This window comes from Halomonas sp. HG01 (genome assembly GCF_000968715.2).
GTDB lineage: Bacteria > Pseudomonadota > Gammaproteobacteria > Pseudomonadales > Halomonadaceae > Halomonas > Halomonas halophila.
Map to the genome: position 1 here is coordinate 3,586,880 of NZ_CP022134.1, position 16,413 is coordinate 3,603,292.

A 16,413-nucleotide genomic window follows, 5' to 3' on the forward strand; every position below is an offset into this window, starting at 1 on the left:
CTCGCGGTCGGTGGTTCGTGCCGGGGTCAGTCTGTCATGTCCGGTTCGAAGAGCCCCTTCTTCATCTTGAGCTTGACCCAGAACAGGGCGATCACGGCGACGATGCCGAGGACCGCCCCCAGCAGGGTGTAGACGGTGGCCGTCAGGTCCGGCGAGGGGGACGCATGGGCGGCCACGTAACCCATTCCGATGATCCCGATGATCTGCGGGATGGGGTAGAACGGCGTCCGGTAGGGACGGGCGTGCGACGGCTTCCTGAAGCGCAGCACGACGACGTTGATGTGGGCGACGATGTAGGCCAGTAACCAGCTGGTCGAAGCGCCGATCAACAGCAGCACGATGTTGTCCGGGCTGACGAGCAGGAAGGGCACCGCCACGATCACGGCCAGGAACAGGATGCCGACCCAGGGCGTGTCGAAGCGGCGGTGTTTCCGGCCCATGATGCCGAAGGCCTGGCCGTTGTCGGCCATGCCGGCGATCATCCGCGGTACCGAGGCGAGCACGGTGTTGACGGTGCTGCAGGTCGCGGTCAGGCCCATGACGGTGGCGATGATCAGCCCTACCTTGCCGAAGACGCCGTCCACCAGGTCCAGATAGGGCAGCGACGATGTCGTCAGCGTCTCTTGGGAAAGATAGCGCCCGCCGCCCAGGCTGAACAGGGCGAACAGGGCGAAGATGACGAGCAGCGACACGAACATCGCGCGCGGCACGCGGCGTTCCGGCTGGCGGATGTCCTGGATCAGGGGGCAGATGAACTCGCAGCCGACGAACAGCCACATCGCCAGCGCCGTCAGGCCGATGAAGCTGCCATCCAGGATGCCCTCCAGGCCCCAGTCGATGCCGGCCGCCGCCTGGGCGGTCGGTGCCGAGGGTGTCTCCAGCAGCGCCGTTGCCCCGACCAGCAGGATGGCCGCGATCATCGAGAAGGTGAACAGGTTCTGTAGCCGGGCGAAGACATCGGTGCCGAGGATGTTCAGCGCCGCCAGGCCGAACAGCAGCAGCAGCGGCACCAGGTAAGGGGGAAGCACCTCGGGGAAGAGCGTCTGCAGCAGGGCGTCGACCATGATCAGTTCCGCCGAGAGGCCGAACATCGCCACCACCACGTAGCCTGCGAACACCGACACGATCGCCGGGAAGTGGCCGATGGCCTTCTGCGTGTAGGTCGCCAGGGTTCCCGTGGAGGTGGGGTACATCAGGGAAAGTTCGGAAAAGCTGATGGCGTTGCAGAAGGCGAAGATCAGCGCCAGGACCATGGCCGCCAGGAAACTCAGGCCGCCGATGCCGAAGCCTATCAGCGACGAGGCCATCGCTCCCTGTACCACCACGCAGCCGACGCAGACCGCCATCATGGTCTTGAAGCCGATCGTGCCTGGCCGCCCCACGGTCCCGCTAGCGGCTGGCGTCCGGCCCACCATCGTGCTGCTCATGTCGAATCTCCTCAGGCTCTTGTGCCTTCTTTGTTGTGCCCAGCCTCTGTCGTTTCATCAAACCAGAGAGACGTCGACTTCAATCTGCCTGCAATCGGATGTCACGTCTTGACTGCCACTGCCAGACAATTGGTGTTCCCTGCCAGCGGCGGGCCGGGTGCCTGTCGGTGAGTGGGACGGGGGCAACGAGGATAGGGCGTCGAGCTTGCGGTCCGGCAGGCCCGCCGAGCGGCGCCCGTGAAGGGAAGTGTCGTGGCGGGGGGGCATGGCCGCCCCCTGGCAGGGGCGGCGGCGGGTCTCAGAACGAGGTGCGCAGGGTCAGGGTCGCGCTGCGAGGGCTGCCGTAGATGGCGCCGGCATAGAAGCCGTAGCGGTCGTAGTAGTGCTGGTCGAACAGGTTGTCGACGTTGAGGCTCAGGCGGGTGTCGTCGGTGATGTCGTAGCGGGCCATGGCGTTCCAGATCGCATAGCCCGGCCACTTGACCGCGGTGGAGCCGGTGCTGACGCCATGGCTGGGCTGCCCCGCCGGGCTCGAGACGGCATCGATATGGCTCTGGGCGTAGACGCCGCCGCCGAAGGTCCAGCGGTTGAGCCGGCCGCCGGGTTCATAGGTCGTCGACAGCTTGAACAGGTGCGAGGGATCGCTGCGCCCGTCGCTATCCACCCGGCGAAAGTGCAGATAGGTGTAGCCGCCGTAGACGTTCCAGTTCGGCGTGATGGCACCGGCCACTTCCAGGTCGACCCCCTCCGTCTCGTTGCCGGTGCCGGATTTGTAGGCCTGGGCCCCATCGGGCGTGAGGTTGCCGCCATCCATCACCGCCAGGTGTTCCTGGCGGGTGCGGAAGAGCGCGGCGGAGGCGTTCAGCTGACCGTCGAACCACTCTCCCTTGATGCCGGCTTCGTAGCTGTCGCCCTCGACGGGGTCGACGGTGGCCCCGCCGGTGTCGCGCTGGCTCTGCGGCGTGAAGATGTTGGTGTAGCTAGCGTAGAGCGAGTAGCGGTCCGACAGGTCGTAGATCGCCCCGGCGTAGGGCGTGAAGACGTCGTGTTCGTGACGGCTCGTGGTAGCGCCGTCATAGGCGTCGGTGTCGGTCTCGTAGTCGCTGACGCGCCCGCCGAGGATGATCGACAGCGGCTCGGTGACCTCGAGTCGCGTCGCGGCATAGAACCCGCGCAGCCGGGTCTCGGTAGTCTTGACCCGCCCGGTGCGGGAGGCATCCAGGCGGATGTCGTCGTCGACGCCGTGACGCCAGTCGGAGATCGCCAGGCCGTTGGTGGCGCGGAACATGCAGTAGGAGGAGTACTCGGAGGCCGTGCCGCTGGACATCGTGCATTCCTGCTCCGGGGTGCGCTCGCGCGTGCGGCTCTCGCTGGCGCCGAGCATCAGGTCGTGCCGCCGCCCGAACAGGTCATACGCGCCGCTCAGGTCGACCCCGACCGAGCGCTGTCGCGTCTCGTTCCTCTCGCGCAGGGCGTTGAGGATCGCCCCGCCGCCGTCCTGATCCCAGTAGCCGATGAAGCCGCCAGAGGGGCCGCGGTTGACCTTGGCCAGGGCGAGATTGTTGAGAGCGTCGGTGTCGCTCTGGGCCGCGTGAACGTCGAGGGTCCAGTCGTCGTTGAAGGCATGGTTCAGCGAGGCGAAGACCGTGTTGGTCCTGGACTCGGCATGGCTCCAGTCCGGTGCCAGGTTGGTGCTGCGCGAGAGGTGCGTCCTGCTGCCGTCGGCGAACCAGATGGGCACGTTGGCGCCCCAGCCCGCGCCGTCGGTCTTGCGATACTCGTATTGGTAGCCGAGGCCGAGGGTGGTGTCGTCGGTCGCATCGAAGGCGAGATTGGCCAGCGCCGCACGACGGCGCTCGGACTCGTTGTCGCGAAAGGTGTCCCCCTCCTGCTGGGTCACCACGACGCGCGAGCGAACGCGGCCATCCTCGGTCAGCGGCACATTGAGGTCCGCCCCGACCCGCGACCGGTCCCAGCGTCCGTAGGCGCCGTAGACGCTGCCGCCGAACTCCCGTTCCGGGCGCTTGCGGATCAGGTTGACCGTTGCCGAGGGATCCCCCGTGCCGCCCAGCAGCCCGTTGGCGCCGCGCACGATGTCGATGCGCTCGTAGAGGTCCATGTTCAGGGCGTTGCCGCCGCCGCCGAATCCGGAATCGCCGGAGAACTGCAGCCCGTCGACCTTCCAGTTGCCGATGTCGTAGCCGCGCGCCCGGAACGACGTGCGCACGCCGACTTCGGCCTTGCTTGCCGTGATGCCCGGCGTGAGCTCCAGGGCATCCTCGATATCCACGGCCTCACGGTCGTCAAGCTGCTGCCGGGTGATGCTGGTGACCGACTGCGGCGTTTCCCGAGGCGAGAGCGCAAGGCCGGTGGCGCTGTTCGTCTCGGGGATCGTGTAGCTCCGCTCGGGTGCCGCCTGGCGTCCGGCCTCGACCGTCATGGGAGACAGCTGGACGGGCGATTCGTCGTGGTTGGCATCGGTTGGTGTCTGGGCCACGACCGCCGTGCTGAGCATGCAGCCGCCGAAGGTGGCGGCAAGGGCACCGGTGAGCGGCTTTGCTGGTGTCCTGGCGGCGTTTCCGGTGGCCTGCGAGGCGCGATGTTTCATGAACGATCCTGTTCGAAATAATAATGATTAGCGTTTTACTGAATGAGGACCGACGATTATATTGACGCCTCAGGCGGAGAACCTTTGGCTCTGTGGGGCATATGTAATGGATGGTATTGACGACGCTCCGGCCTCGGCCTCCCGGGCCGGAGCGCACGATGAAAGCGCCCTCGCGCTGGTGGTGGACGACGACGACGAGATCCGTGAGCTGATCTGCGACTATCTGGCCGGCATGGGATACCGCACCCGGGGAGCGGCCAATGGCCGCGAGATGTGGTCTCGTCTGGACGAGGGCGTGGACCTGGTGATCCTGGATCTCATGCTGCCGGGAGAAGACGGCTTGAGCCTGTGCCGCACGCTGCGCGATCGGCGTTCGCTGCCGGTGATCATGATCAGCGCACGAGGCGCCTGCTCGGAGCGCATCATCGGCCTCGAGATCGGCGCGGACGACTACCTGGCCAAGCCTTTCGACCCTCGCGAGCTGCTGGCCCGGGTGCGTGCCGTCCTGCGTCGCAGCGCGCCGCGCCAGGACGCCCGACCCCCCGCGTCACCCTCGGTTCCCGACGACGCCGAACGGCGTTTCGCCGGCTGGCGCCTGAACCTCCGGACCCGGCGGCTGCAATCGCCCGAGGGGCGATCCTTCGAGCTGCCGCGCTCCGATTTCATGGTGCTGCAGGCCCTGAGCGCATCTCCCGACCGGATCGTCAGCCGCAACATGCTGAGCCGGCAGGCCTTCGGGCGCGACCATCTTCCCGGTGACCGCGCCATCGATGTCTGCATCAGCCGCCTGCGCCGCCTGCTGGAGGATGAGGCCCGCCGCCCCCGCTTCATTCGCACCGTGCGCAACGAGGGCTACCTGCTCGAACTCTCCGCCGACGCCGGCTGATGGGGGCCGCTAACGCCTGGCGCCGGCGGTGGCCCGACTCGCTCTTCGGCCAGCTATGCGTGATCGTGGTAGTCGGGGGCCTGTCGGCCCAGCTGCTGTTCGGCAGCCTCTGGTATGACGTGCGCTACAGCCAGGTGCTCGAGGAACCCGCCCGCCTGGTGATCTTTCGTACCGCGGCCGTCGTGAACCGGCTCGCCGACGGCAAGGCGATCGACGACCTGGCCACCGAGGTCTTCCACCCCCAGCTCCGTGCGGCGCCGCTTCCCTCACCGCCTCGCCAGGACGATGCCCGTGCGAACGTCGCACGCCTGATGCAGGACGCGCTGCGCCGTGAGACGGGAGAGGCCTTACCGCTGTCGCTGCTCGACGTGGATATTCGCAACGACCGCGGCGACGCCAGCACCTGGGCCGGCCTGACCGGGCTCTCGCCGGTGGTCGGACACTTCGACTTCCAGCTGCGTCTCGCCCCGAGGCGGTGGCTGCGCATCCGGGCGGACCAGGCGCAGGGGTGGAACGCCCGGCCCGCCTGGATCGTGCTGGGCGACTATGCGTTGCGCGTCTATCTGCTGCGTGCCCTGGCGCTGATCGCGGTGGCGCTGGTCGTGGTACGCGTGAGCACCCGGCCGCTGCGTCGGCTGATACGAGCCGCCTCGGCGCTGGGGCGGGATATCGAGCGGCCGCCTCTGCCGGTCGAGGGGCCGAGAGAAATGCGCCAGGCCGCTGAGGCGTTCAATGCCATGCAGCAACGGCTGATCGACCTGATCCGGGAGCGCACCGAGCTGCTGGCCGCCGTCTCCCACGACCTGCGCACCCCGCTGACCCGCATGCGGCTCCGGGTGGAGGGCATCGGGGAGGATGCGCTCAGGGAAAAACTGGTCGGCAACATCGTTCAGATGGAGACGCTGATCGCGGCGCTGCTGGATTCGGTCGGCGACGGCGCGGGGCCGGAGGAGTCGTCCGCCTTCGACCTGGCCGGGCTGGTGCGAGAGGTGGTGGACGACTTCGTCGAGACGGGCAGCGATATTCGCTGGGACGGGGCCGCCGAGGCGTTCGTCTCGGGTCAGGCCGCGAGCATTCGGCGGGTGCTGCACAACCTGATCGAGAATGCCCTGCGCTATGCGGGCAGCACCAGGCTCACGCTGCGCCTGGCCGGGCGCTGGGTCGAGCTGACGATCGAGGACGACGGCCCCGGCATCGAGGTGCAGCGGCTCGCCGACATCATGCAGCCCCGTGTGCGCGGCGACGCCGAGGCGGGTGGCGCTCTCGGCTACGGCCTGGGGCTCAGCATCGCGCGGAGCATCGTGATGGCGCACCGCGGCCGGCTGAGGCTCGAGAATCGCACCGGCGGCGGGCTGAGGGTCGTGATGGCGTTGCCGGCGATGGCGTGACGATAATCGCCGGCGCACCCCCGGGAGGGGCGGGCGCCGGCCGATATCACTCGGCGCTGCCGGGAGCGGCGGCGCGAAGGTCGCCCTCGGGCTCGGGGGCGGCGAGGTTGCCGGCGAGCCGGCAGAGCGCGATGGCCGCCAGGCCGCACAGGGCCAGCACCAGCGGCATGACGTGGGGCCCCTGTACGACCAGGCTGGCCAGGTAGCCCACCGCGGCGGCGACCAGGTAATGCAGGGTGCCCATCAGGGCCGATGCCACGCCGGCCTTGGCACCGCCGGCATTCATGGTCAGCGCCGTCAGGTTGCCGAACACCAGGCCGAGTGCGCCGATCGCCACGCCGAGCAGGGTGCCATAGACCGCGAGGGTGTCCATGTCCGTCATCACGGCCAGGAACAGCAGCGCACCGGCCAGGGCATGCAGGCCGAGCCCGATGAAGGTGACGCGTGCGGGCGTCATGCCGCCGGCGGCCAGCTTGTTGGCCAGGGTGCCGCCGAGGATCAGGCCCACCGAGTTGGCGGCGAACAGGTAGCTGAAACGGGTCGGCGTCATGCCGAAGTGCTCGGTGAACACGAAGGCGGAAGCGCTGATGTAGGTGAACAGCGAGCCCAGCACGAAGCCGCCGGCCAGCGTATAGGCCATGAAGACCCGGCGGCGCGACTGGGCGAGGTAGCCGCGCATCACGCTGCCGGGGTTCAGCGGCGTGCGTCGCTCGGGGGCCAGCGACTCGGGAATGGCCGTCAGGCTCCACAGCAGGCCGATGCCGCCGCACGCCGCCAGCACCCAGAAGATGCCGCGCCAGCCGCCGTGCTCGAGCATGAAGCCGCCCATCATCGGCGCCAGCACCGGTGCGACCATCATCACCTGCATCAGCAGCGAGAAGATCCTGGCGGAACTCTTCACGTCGCAGAGGTCGGCCACGATCGCGCGCGGTGCCACCAGGCCGGCGGCCGCGCCGATGGCCTGGGCGAAACGCGCGACCAGCAGCCACTCGAGGGTCGGCGCCAGCGCCGCCCCCACCGAGCCCGCCACGAAGATCACCAGCCCCACCAGGAGCGGCATCCGGCGTCCGAAGCGTTCCAGCAGCGGGCCGTACAGGCACTGGCCCAGCGCCAGTCCGGCGAGGAACACGGACAGCGTCTGCTGGACGCTGCCGGCCGAGACCCCGAAGTCCTGGCCGATCATCGGCATGCCGGGCAGGTACATGTCGATGGCCATGGCATCGAGGGCCGTCAGCAGGGCGAGCAGCACCACCAGGGCCATGCCCACGGTGCCTTGGCGGGTCGTCGCGTCAGTCATGTCGTTCTCCTTCGTTCAGGCGGTCGATGCTGTCGCGCATCAGGCGTTCCAGGGCATGCAGGCGCGCTTCGAAGCGCTCCTGGCCGATATAGATCAGGGCCACGTGGAGGCTGTCGACCATGCCCATGAAGGCATGGCCCATGACCTCGGCGTCCCGGTCGGAGAGCGCCCCGCGGACATGGCGACGCAGCGCTGCCGTGAAGCCGGCCAGCAGCTGCTGCATGTAGCCCTCGTAGCCCTGCTGGAACTCGTGGAAGAGCGCCTCGGAGGGGATGTAGGACGCCCGCAGCAGGAAGCGGAGGTGCTCGGAGTCGGCGTAGCGCGCCTGCAGGGCCTCGCAGTAGCGCTGCCCCGGCAGCGAGGGGTCGGGGTGCGCGAAGCATTCGCGGGCGAAGCGCGTCTCGATCTGCAGGGCATCCTCGAAGACCGCGCGAAACAGCGCGTCCTTGTTTTTGACATGCGAATACAGCGATGCCTTGCGAATCCCGGCATCGGCCGCGATGTGGGACAGCGAAGCCCCTTCATAGCCATGCCGGGCGAACTGCGCGACGGCGGCATTGAGTACCCGGCGCAGCGCGGGCGTCGTGGCGGATGACATCTCGTTGCTCCAGTGAATCCAGGCCTTGATGACGCTCGCCCGAGGGGGCGTGGCGTCGGGGGGGCGGCATCCTAACCCAAAAAGCTACCGAACGGTAGGTAGCTTTTGTGGCGTCAAAAAATGGCCGCCCGGGCCATTCCTCGATCGGCGCCCTGCGGCGCCTCTCGACAGCTCGGCCGGCCCGGCCACGCGCGATGCGATCGTGGCCGGGCCGGCGGCGTCATGCGTTTCAGAACATGGTGTTCTCGTTGGCCGACTCCTCGGGCACCGGCTGGATCACGTCCCAGTGCTCGACGATCATGCCGTCCTCGACGCGGAAGATATCGACCACGGCCTCGCCGAGGTCTTCCTCGCCGTTGGTCGAGTGGACGTGGAGCCAGACCAGATCGCCATCGGCCGCGCTGCGCACGATCTCGCTCTGGTAGTCCGGGTTATCCTGGAAGTAGCCCGCGAAGTAGTCCACGAAGGGCGCCTTGCCGTCGGGCACGCCCGGGTTGTGCTGGATGTAGTCCTCCGCGATCACGCCGGCGCTCTCGACGGTCTCGTGCTCGTTGAAGAACTGGTTGTAGAACTCGGTGACCAGCGCCCGGTTGGCTTCCTCGGCCTCGACATCGCGATCGGGCTGCGCCATGACGGCGGCCGGTGCGGTCAGCAGCAGCGCGGTGGCGGCCGCACTCAGGGATTTCAGGATCGACATGGCAGTTCCTCGTGATGTGATGTGGTGGGGAGGGAGGGAGGCACGGCCGGCGGCTCGCCGGCTATTGGTCTATAAAGTGGACCGTGGGCTAAACTTAGGCCAGCCCCGGGGCCGGCGCAAGACGTCATCTTCTCCTGACATGGTCACATCGAGATGACCTTTGGGCCGTTCTCCTGCCACTGAACCACTCGTTGAGGGAGATACCATGACAACGCCGTCCGACGACGATGCGATCGTGCTCGAACAGCCCTGCCCGATTCGCGACGTGCTCGACCGCATCGGCGATCAATGGAGCCTGCTGATCCTGGAGGCCCTGGCCCCCGGGACCCTGCGCTTCAACGCCCTGCGGCGCGAGATCGGCGATATCTCGAGGCAGATGCTCTCGCGTACGCTCAAGCAGCTGGAGCAGGATGGCTTCATCACCCGCACGCTCTACGCCGAGGTGCCGCCGCGCGTGGAGTACGCACTGACGCCCCTGGGGCGCTCCTTCCTCGAGCCGATGCAGCAGCTGGTGGACTGGGCCGAGGCCCATCACCGCACCATCGTCGCCGCTCGCGCTCGCTACCGGGCCGAGCGCGAGCCGGCCTGACGCCGGCGGCGGCTTCAGTCGAGGCCGCCGCCGGCGCTCAGTGACTGGCGCACGAACTCGCGAAAGACCCGCACCCGCGCGGGAGCATTCTGGCCGCCGAGGCTGATCGCATAGAGTCGCCCCTCCGACAGGCTCCAGTCCGCCAGCACCGGGACCAGGGTCCCCTTGGCAGCGTGTGCGGCGGCCACCAGGTCGGGCAGCGGGCCGATGCCGGCCCCCGCCAGCGCCAGCCGCAGCACGCTGGCGTAGTCGCCGGTGCGGATGACCGGGCGGATCCTCAGCTCGCGTGACCGCCCGCGGCGATCCGTGAGCGTCAGCTGCGTGGCGCCCGTGAACTCGTGCGAGACGATCAGGTGGTGTTCGGCCAGCGCATCGGGGGCGTCGACGGGATGGCCATGCGCCGCCAGGTACTCCGGCGCGGCATAGAGCCCCATGCGGAACGGCGCGACCGACGAGGCCCGATAGACCATGTCCGGCAGGTTCCCGTCCTGTGCCCTCAGCGCGAGGTCGATGCGATGCGCCGCGAGATCCAGGGGCGTATCGGTGATCAGCAGCTCGACGGTGATCTGCGGGTGCCGGCGGCGAAACGCCGCGATGATCTCCGGCATGAGCTCGAGGCCGATATCCACCGGCGACGTCACCCGCAGATGGCCCTGGGGCACGTCCTGGGACTGGCGTGCGCCTTCCGCCGCATCGTCCAGCCAGGCCAGGGCCTCCTGTGCCTTGGCATAGAAGGCCAGGCCTTCCTCCGTCGGCGAGACCGCCCGCGGTGCACGCGCCAGCAGGGCGACCCCGAGGCGCTGCTCCAGGCGCGACAGCCGGCGACTGATGCTGCCCTTGCTTTCACCGACCTGCCTCGCCGCGGCCGAGATGGTGCCGAACTCGGCGACGGCACAGAAGGCGCGGATATCCTCGAGGGCCCCGCCAAGAGTTGTCAGATCGTTAACCATGGGTTCCATTCCCGGCGTCTTATGTGTGTGCAGAAACTAATGCATGCTGCGCGCCTGGCCCAGTCCCCATGCTGGGCGGGGCGGGTCATGGTGGCCTTTCCCGCGCCGTCACGCCGCCAGGCGGTCGGCCATGGCGGCGCCCGGCGCCGATCCCTCCGGCGGCAATGACGTTCCGCCTTCGCCGAGCGAGCGCGAGCCCTCCGGCATGCCGGCGTCACGCCCCTCTCGCCCCATCCCATCCATAGCCGAAGCGGGCCCTCGGGCACCGCACATGAAGGAGTATGCAACATGGTCACCAGACGATCTTTCCTGCTGGGTGCCGGGGCGGGGCTGGCCACCTTCGGCCTGGGCGCCGGTACCGGCGCCTTTCTGACCGCCGATGGCGGCTGGCGTCGCGGCGCCGACCTGCCCCGCGCCGAGACGGTCGGCGCCTCCGGGTCGCTGCCCGTCCAGGCGGATGTCGTGGTGGTCGGCGCCGGCATCGCGGGGCTCTCCACCGCCCACGCGCTGCGGGATCGGGGGCTGTCCGTCGTGGTCCTGGAGAAGGGCGTGGTCGCGGGCGAGCAATCCTCCCGGGCCTTCGGCTGGATCTACAGCGCGGGCTGGCACCCGGACAAGCTGGAACTGGCGAATCGTTCGAAGACGCTGTGGGCCGACTTCGCCCGGGCCAACGAGCGCGACATCGGTTACCGCCGCACCGGCAACCTGTCGCTCCTCGAGAGCGAGGAAGCGGTGGAGGGCCAGCGGGCCTGGCTGGCCGAGGCGAAGGAGCGGGCCCCCGACATGGACGTGCGGCTCGTGTCCGGCGCAGAGCTCGAGCGGCTGACCCCCGGCGCGGGCAAGGCCTACCAGGCCGCGCTCTATTCGCCCTCGGACGGCATCGCGGAGCCGACCATCGCGGCGCCGCGGATCGCCCGTGCCTTGCAGGCGAAGGGCGTACCCGTCATCCAGCGCTGCGCCGTGCGCAGCGTCGAGACCGAGGGCGGCGCGATCCGTCATGTGGTCACCGAGCAGGGCGTGGTGCGGACCTCGAACGTGGTCGTGGCCGGCGGCGCCTGGAGCCGGCTGTTCCTGGGCAACCTGGGCGTGCCCTTCCCCCAGCTGGGCATCGCCTCGCCGCTGATGCGCGTCACCGGGGCGCAGGGCCCCGACGGTGCGGGCTATGCGCCCGATTTCACCTGGCGGCGCCAGATCGATGGCAATTACGTGGTGGGCGCGCTGCGCAACGTGGCGCCGGTGACGCGGGCCAGCTTCACCGAGCTGCTGAGCTTCCTGCCCACGCTGCGTCATGCGTCGGGCCTGGTCACCATGCGCTTCGGGCAGGACTTCTTCGAGTCGCTGCGGATGCCGACCCACTGGTCGAGCGACGAGGTCACGCCCTTCGAGCGCAACCGCTTTCTCTCGGCCAAGCCGTACCAGGACGAGCTGGATCGCCGCTTCGAGGCCCTGCGCGAGGCCTTCCCGGATTTCCGGGCGTCCGCGCCCATCGAGTCCTGGGGTGGCGTCATCGATGCCACGCCGGATTCGACGCCGATCATCTCCGCCGTCGACCGCCTGCCGGGACTGTCGCTGATCAGCGGCTTCTCGGGCAACGGCCTGACCGTCGGCCCTGCGGCGGGCGAGATGATGGCCCAGATCATCGCCGGCGAAACACCCACCGTCGATCCGGCGATCTACCGCTACGACCGCTTCTTCGACGGCTCCGACCTGACCTTCCGACACTGAGGTGCTGATGGATTCCTTGCTTCCCCCGATCGGCTTCGGCCTCGACGAGCTGGACGACCGGCAGGTCGCCCGGCTGATCCCCGCCGCCTGGCAGGCGGGTTTTCGCGCCTTCGACACGGCCCAGCTGTACGGCAACGAGGCGGCACTGGGCCGTGCCCTGAGCGACATCGGCATGGCGCGCGACGCGGTCTTCGTCACCACCAAGGTGATGAACCGCTATTTTTCGGAGACGCACTTCCTGGCCTCGGTCGAGCAAAGCCTCGACCGGCTGGCGCTGGATCACGTCGATCTGCTGCTGGTGCACTGGCCCGGCCACGGCATGCCCATCGAGCGCCAGATCGAGCTGCTGAACGAGGCGCGCGCACGGGGCTGGACGCGTCATATCGGCGTCAGCAACTACAATGCGACCCAGCTGGCCCGCGCGGTCGAGGTCAGCGAGGCGCCGATCGCGACCAACCAGGTCGAGATCCATCCCTATCTGGATCAGTCGACGCTGCGCCAGCGGGCGCACGCGCTCGGCGTGCCGCTGACCGGTTTCTTCGTGATGGCCATGGGCGCGGTGCCCCGCGACCCGCTGCTGGCCCGCATCGGCGCGGCCCACGGCAAGAACGCGGCCCAGGTGGTCCTGCGCTGGGTGCATCAGAAGGGGGACGTGCCCCTGACCCGCACCACCCGCCCCGAGCGGGTCGCGGAGAATGCCGCCATCTTCGATTTCGCCCTGTCGGACGAGGAAATGGCCATGATCGACGGCCTGGCGCGCCCGCAGGGGCGCATCCTCAGCCCGGCCAATCTGGCCCCGACCTGGGATCGATAAGGGCCTTCTCCAGGGCCGCCCGATGGCATCGGCGGCCACGATGACCCAACCGACCCTTAGAGGTACCCATGATTCACGATTCCAAGCAACGCTATGGCAGCGTCAGCAAGACGTTTCACTGGTCGATGACGGCGCTGATCGCCTGGCAGCTGCTCAAGTTCGGCGACCGCATCGCCGAGGGAGAGCACTGGATCGGCCAGACGCTGGTGCCCTGGCACGTCTCCATCGGGACCCTGCTGCTCGGCCTGATCGTGCTGCGTCTTTTCTGGGTCATCGGCCAGCGCCGCCATCGCCCGCGCCAGCATCCGGCTACCGCCCGGCTGGTGAAGGCCGGGCATGGCCTGCTCTTCGCGGGCATGCTGCTGATGCCGCTGTCCGGCGTGCTGATCATGCTGGGCGGTGGCTACGGTCTGAGCGCCTTCGGCTGGGAGATCGTGCCGGAGGGTGAAGAGATCGCCTGGGCGGCCGGCCTCGGCAGCCTCCATTCGCCGCTGGCCTGGATGCTGTCCGTGCTGATCCTCGGGCATGTCGGCATCGCCCTGTTCCACCATTTCGGCCGGCGTGACGACACCCTCGAGCGGATGCTGTAGGGCGAGCGCCGGCCGTGCCTGTTCTGCTGTCTCTCCGCCGGGGCCGGTGTGCCCCGGGGCTCGACGAAAGGGGCGATTGACCCCCGAGTCCGGTGGCGCTATGTTTTAATAACATGTTAATAAAAAATGATACCGACGCGGCCACCTGACAGGAGGTCCTGTGATCTCTGCCCATCCCCATCAAGATTCGTTTTCCGCCTGGCTCGCCGAGCTGCAACGTACCTGCGGCCAGTTCGAGTCATGCCCTCTGCCCGATGACATGCCCTTCCACGGCTCGGTCGGCACACGGCTCGCCGGCAGCCTCGAGGTTGCCGAGATCACCACCAACGCGCAGCGCATCGTTCGCGAGCGGCCGTGCAGTGACCGTGAGGAGGACCGCTACTGCTTCCTGATCGTGCAGCGTCAGGGGCGTGCCCGCCTCATCCAGCAGGGGCGCACCATCGACATGCTGCCGGGCGAGATGGCCCTGCTGGACTCGGCGCGTGACTGCGAGATCCTGCCCCAAGGCTTCATCGAGCACAGCTCCTTCCACCTGCCTCGCGATGCCGTCATCGAGCGTTTCGCCGATCGCCGGGTGCCGTTCGGCAAGCTCAACACCGGCAATGCCAGCGGTCAGATCCTGCAGCTGATCGTCAATCGCGTGGTATCCCGGCAGCTGAGCGAGCCGTTGACCGAAGAAGATGGCATCGGCCTGCGTGATTCGCTGCTGTCCCTGCTGGCGCCGACCTGTCGGGACGACGCCGACGCGGTCACCGAGGCGCCGGCGGAGGGGGAGGAGCTCTATCGCTGTGCCCAGCAGCTGATCGAGCAGCGCCTGCAGGACGAGCGTCTCACGCCGTCCTTCCTGGCCGAGCAGCTGCACATCTCCGTTCGTCGGCTGTATCGGCTGTTCGAGCACCACGGCGACAGCGTCTGCCGCTACGTCCAGCGGCAGCGCCTGGCGCGCTGTGCCGAGGCGCTGTCGGACCCGAGCCGAGCGCGGCACTCGATCACCGAGATCGCCTACCACTGGGGCTTCACCGATTCGGCCCACTTCAGCCGCGCCTTCAAGAAGTCTCACGGCATGTCGCCGCGGGACTACCGCCGTCACCATAGCCTGCATTGACGCGCGGATCGCCCGGCGTGCCCGGGAGGATGCGTCGATGCCGGCCGGCGACAAAAAAGCGCCCGATGCCACAGGGCACATCGGGCGCAAGGTGACGCGAAGCCGAGTCACGTCCAATCGATGATCAGTAGGCGATACACACCGACTTGAGTTCGGTGAAGGATTCGACCGCCTCGCGGCCGAACTCGCGGCCCATGCCGGACTGCTTGACACCGCCGAAGGGCATGTTCGGGTCCAGGGTGACGTGGGTGTTGACCCATACCGTGCCGGCCTCGATCTCCGGGGTCAGGCGCATGGCCTGCGACAGGTCGTTGGTCCACAGGCTGGCGGCCAGGCCAAGGTCGCTGTCGTTGACCATGGCCAGCGCCTCGTCGACGTCGTCGAAGGGGATCACCGACAGCACCGGGCCGAAGACCTCCTCGCGGGCCAGGGTCATCTGCTGGGTGACGTCGGCCAGCACCACGGGCGAGACGTAGTAGCCGGTGTCATCCGGCGCTGCGGCGCCGCGCAGCACGCGGGCGCCCTCGCGCTCGGCGATCTCGAGATAGCTCAGGATGCTCTGCTGGTGGCGCTGGGAGACCACCGGGTTGAGCTGTGCCGTGGGATCCAGGCCCGGCCCCAGCGACATGCCGCTGATCGCCTGGTGCAGGCGTTCGCAGAAGGCCTCGTACTGGCGGCGATGCACGTAGAAGCGCGAGGCCGCGGCGCATACCTGGCCCTGGTTGAGCAGCCCGGCCATCAGGGCCCCTTCCACCGCCTTGTCCAGATCGGCGTCCTCGAGCACCAGCATGGGGTTCTTGCCGCCCAGTTCGAGCGAGAAGTGGGCCATGTGGTCGACGGCGGCGTGACCGATGCGTTTGCCGATATCGGTGCTGCCGGTGAAGGTCACCTTGCGCACGTCGGGGTGCTCCGCCAGGCGCTGACCGGCGGTGGAGCCGCCACCCACGACGACGTTGACGACCCCGCTGGGAATGCCGGCTTCCAGCGCCAGTTCGGCCAGGCGCAGGGCGCTCAGCGGCGTTTCCGTGGACGGCTTGACGACGATCGTGCAGCCCGCCGCCAGCGCCGGGATGATCTTCCACAGCGCGATCATCAGCGGGAAGTTCCAGGGCACGATGCCGGCGACCACGCCGATCGGCTGGCGCAGGGTGTAGGCGTGGAACTCGGCGCCTTCCGGCATGCCGATGGAGACGTCGGTGGTCTTGCCTTCGAGCTTGGTGGCCCAGCCGGCCATGTAGCGGATGAAATCCACCGAGAAGCCGACGTCGACCGCGCGGGTCAGATTGATCGACTTGCCCTGGTTGAGGGTCTCGAGCTGTGCCAGCTCCTCGGTGTGCTGCTCGACCAGATCGGCGAAGCGCAGCAGGATGCGCTCCCGCTCGGCCGGCTTCTTGCCGCGCCAGGTCTTGTCGTCGAAGCGGGCCTTGGCGACCGCCACGGCACGGTCGACGTCGGCGGTCGACGCCAGGGCCAGGCTGGCCAGTGGTTCACCGGTGGCGGGGTTGACCGGTTGAGCCTGACGTTCGCCCTCGGTCAGGTAATCTCCGTCGATGAAGGAGCCGGTGGCCCGGGAGAGGAAAGCATCGACCTCGGGGAGCGGTGCGATCGGGAAGTCGGTCATGGTGGATGCCTCTTGCAGAGAACGACGGCTCGGAGCCGTGGGTCGGTCATGTCCGAGCCAACGCTAGCACTGGCCGGCGCCACGGGCTTGTACTTGACTGCCAGGCACATGTCCCTGT

General features: G+C 68.4%; 14 protein-coding genes. 7 read left to right on the plus strand and 7 right to left on the minus strand.

Annotated elements, in window-relative coordinates; translation table 11 throughout:
- Nucleotides 1–26: 26 nt before the first annotated feature.
- Together UN84_RS16965 and UN84_RS16970 are read right to left on the minus strand one after the other, a co-directional pair.
- On the minus strand, nt 27–1,427 hold the full coding sequence (locus UN84_RS16965) for an APC family permease (RefSeq protein WP_052719334.1): 1,401 nt from the start codon (nt 1,425–1,427) through the stop codon (nt 27–29).
- Between the two features lie 298 nt (nt 1,428–1,725).
- A complete protein-coding gene (locus UN84_RS16970; RefSeq protein WP_046078984.1) occupies nt 1,726–4,035 on the minus strand; it encodes a TonB-dependent siderophore receptor in 2,310 nt (769 codons plus the stop codon).
- A 106-nt stretch (nt 4,036–4,141) separates the two neighbouring features.
- Between UN84_RS16970 and UN84_RS16975 the strand changes: the two genes are divergently transcribed.
- Nucleotides 4,142–4,921: a response regulator gene (locus UN84_RS16975; RefSeq protein WP_046078985.1), complete on the plus strand. Its 780-nt coding sequence runs from the start codon at nt 4,142–4,144 to the stop codon at nt 4,919–4,921.
- A gap of 59 nt (nt 4,922–4,980) precedes the next feature.
- Nucleotides 4,981–6,309 carry an ATP-binding protein gene (locus UN84_RS16980; RefSeq protein WP_161796806.1) on the plus strand — a complete coding sequence of 443 codons (1,329 nt, stop codon included), beginning with the start codon at nt 4,981–4,983 and terminating at the stop codon, nt 6,307–6,309.
- Nucleotides 6,310–6,355: 46 nt separating this feature from the next.
- On the opposite strand, the gene UN84_RS16985 is transcribed toward UN84_RS16980, so the two are convergent.
- The 3 genes from UN84_RS16985 to UN84_RS16995 form a co-directional block, all read right to left on the minus strand.
- On the minus strand, nt 6,356–7,606 hold the full coding sequence (locus tag UN84_RS16985) for a multidrug effflux MFS transporter (RefSeq protein ID WP_046078987.1): 1,251 nt from the start codon (nt 7,604–7,606) through the stop codon (nt 6,356–6,358).
- Nucleotides 7,599–8,204 carry a TetR/AcrR family transcriptional regulator gene (locus UN84_RS16990; protein ID WP_046078988.1) on the minus strand — a complete coding sequence of 202 codons (606 nt, stop codon included), beginning with the start codon at nt 8,202–8,204 and terminating at the stop codon, nt 7,599–7,601. The genes UN84_RS16985 and UN84_RS16990 overlap by 8 nt, the downstream gene beginning before the upstream one ends.
- A gap of 229 nt (nt 8,205–8,433) precedes the next feature.
- Nucleotides 8,434–8,901: a nuclear transport factor 2 family protein gene (locus tag UN84_RS16995; protein ID WP_046078989.1), complete on the minus strand. Its 468-nt coding sequence runs from the start codon at nt 8,899–8,901 to the stop codon at nt 8,434–8,436.
- A gap of 205 nt (nt 8,902–9,106) precedes the next feature.
- Between UN84_RS16995 and UN84_RS17000 the strand changes: the two genes are divergently transcribed.
- Nucleotides 9,107–9,490: a winged helix-turn-helix transcriptional regulator gene (locus tag UN84_RS17000; protein ID WP_046078990.1), complete on the plus strand. Its 384-nt coding sequence runs from the start codon at nt 9,107–9,109 to the stop codon at nt 9,488–9,490.
- A 14-nt stretch (nt 9,491–9,504) separates the two neighbouring features.
- Here the strand turns inward: UN84_RS17000 and UN84_RS17005 are convergent, their stop codons facing one another.
- On the minus strand, nt 9,505–10,440 hold the full coding sequence (locus UN84_RS17005) for a LysR family transcriptional regulator (RefSeq protein ID WP_046078991.1): 936 nt from the start codon (nt 10,438–10,440) through the stop codon (nt 9,505–9,507).
- A gap of 288 nt (nt 10,441–10,728) precedes the next feature.
- On the opposite strand from UN84_RS17005, the gene UN84_RS17010 reads away from it, so the two are divergent.
- From UN84_RS17010 to feaR, 4 genes are all read left to right on the plus strand, one after another.
- Nucleotides 10,729–12,165, plus strand: a complete 1,437-nt coding sequence (locus UN84_RS17010) for an NAD(P)/FAD-dependent oxidoreductase (RefSeq protein WP_052719335.1) — start codon at nt 10,729–10,731, stop codon at nt 12,163–12,165.
- Nucleotides 12,166–12,172: 7 nt separating this feature from the next.
- Nucleotides 12,173–12,979: an aldo/keto reductase gene (locus UN84_RS17015; RefSeq protein ID WP_046078992.1), complete on the plus strand. Its 807-nt coding sequence runs from the start codon at nt 12,173–12,175 to the stop codon at nt 12,977–12,979.
- Between the two features lie 68 nt (nt 12,980–13,047).
- Nucleotides 13,048–13,569, plus strand: a complete 522-nt coding sequence (locus UN84_RS17020; protein ID WP_173835033.1) for a cytochrome b — start codon at nt 13,048–13,050, stop codon at nt 13,567–13,569.
- Between the two features lie 160 nt (nt 13,570–13,729).
- Nucleotides 13,730–14,674: a transcriptional regulator FeaR gene (gene feaR, locus UN84_RS17025; RefSeq protein ID WP_046078993.1), complete on the plus strand. Its 945-nt coding sequence runs from the start codon at nt 13,730–13,732 to the stop codon at nt 14,672–14,674.
- Between the two features lie 124 nt (nt 14,675–14,798).
- On the opposite strand, the gene UN84_RS17030 is transcribed toward feaR, so the two are convergent.
- On the minus strand, nt 14,799–16,295 hold the full coding sequence (locus UN84_RS17030; protein ID WP_046078994.1) for an aldehyde dehydrogenase family protein: 1,497 nt from the start codon (nt 16,293–16,295) through the stop codon (nt 14,799–14,801).
- Nucleotides 16,296–16,413 lie beyond the last annotated feature (118 nt).

What these genes read in the sequence shown, in the direction of transcription:
- UN84_RS16985 (WP_046078987.1), bottom strand. Translation starts at nt 7,606, where the DNA reads ATGACTGACGCGACGACCCGCCAAGGCACCGTGGGCATGGCCCTGGTG.
- UN84_RS17010 (WP_052719335.1), top strand. Translation starts at nt 10,729, where the DNA reads ATGGTCACCAGACGATCTTTCCTGCTGGGTGCCGGGGCGGGGCTGGCC.
- UN84_RS17000 (WP_046078990.1), top strand. Translation starts at nt 9,107, where the DNA reads ATGACAACGCCGTCCGACGACGATGCGATCGTGCTCGAACAGCCCTGC.
- UN84_RS17030 (WP_046078994.1), bottom strand. Translation starts at nt 16,295, where the DNA reads ATGACCGACTTCCCGATCGCACCGCTCCCCGAGGTCGATGCTTTCCTC.
- UN84_RS16970 (WP_046078984.1), bottom strand. Translation starts at nt 4,035, where the DNA reads ATGAAACATCGCGCCTCGCAGGCCACCGGAAACGCCGCCAGGACACCA.
- UN84_RS16990 (WP_046078988.1), bottom strand. Translation starts at nt 8,204, where the DNA reads ATGTCATCCGCCACGACGCCCGCGCTGCGCCGGGTACTCAATGCCGCC.
- UN84_RS16965 (WP_052719334.1), bottom strand. Translation starts at nt 1,427, where the DNA reads ATGAGCAGCACGATGGTGGGCCGGACGCCAGCCGCTAGCGGGACCGTG.
- UN84_RS17020 (WP_173835033.1), top strand. Translation starts at nt 13,048, where the DNA reads ATGATTCACGATTCCAAGCAACGCTATGGCAGCGTCAGCAAGACGTTT.
- UN84_RS17005 (WP_046078991.1), bottom strand. Translation starts at nt 10,440, where the DNA reads ATGGTTAACGATCTGACAACTCTTGGCGGGGCCCTCGAGGATATCCGC.
- UN84_RS16975 (WP_046078985.1), top strand. Translation starts at nt 4,142, where the DNA reads ATGGATGGTATTGACGACGCTCCGGCCTCGGCCTCCCGGGCCGGAGCG.
- UN84_RS17015 (WP_046078992.1), top strand. Translation starts at nt 12,173, where the DNA reads ATGGATTCCTTGCTTCCCCCGATCGGCTTCGGCCTCGACGAGCTGGAC.
- UN84_RS16995 (WP_046078989.1), bottom strand. Translation starts at nt 8,901, where the DNA reads ATGTCGATCCTGAAATCCCTGAGTGCGGCCGCCACCGCGCTGCTGCTG.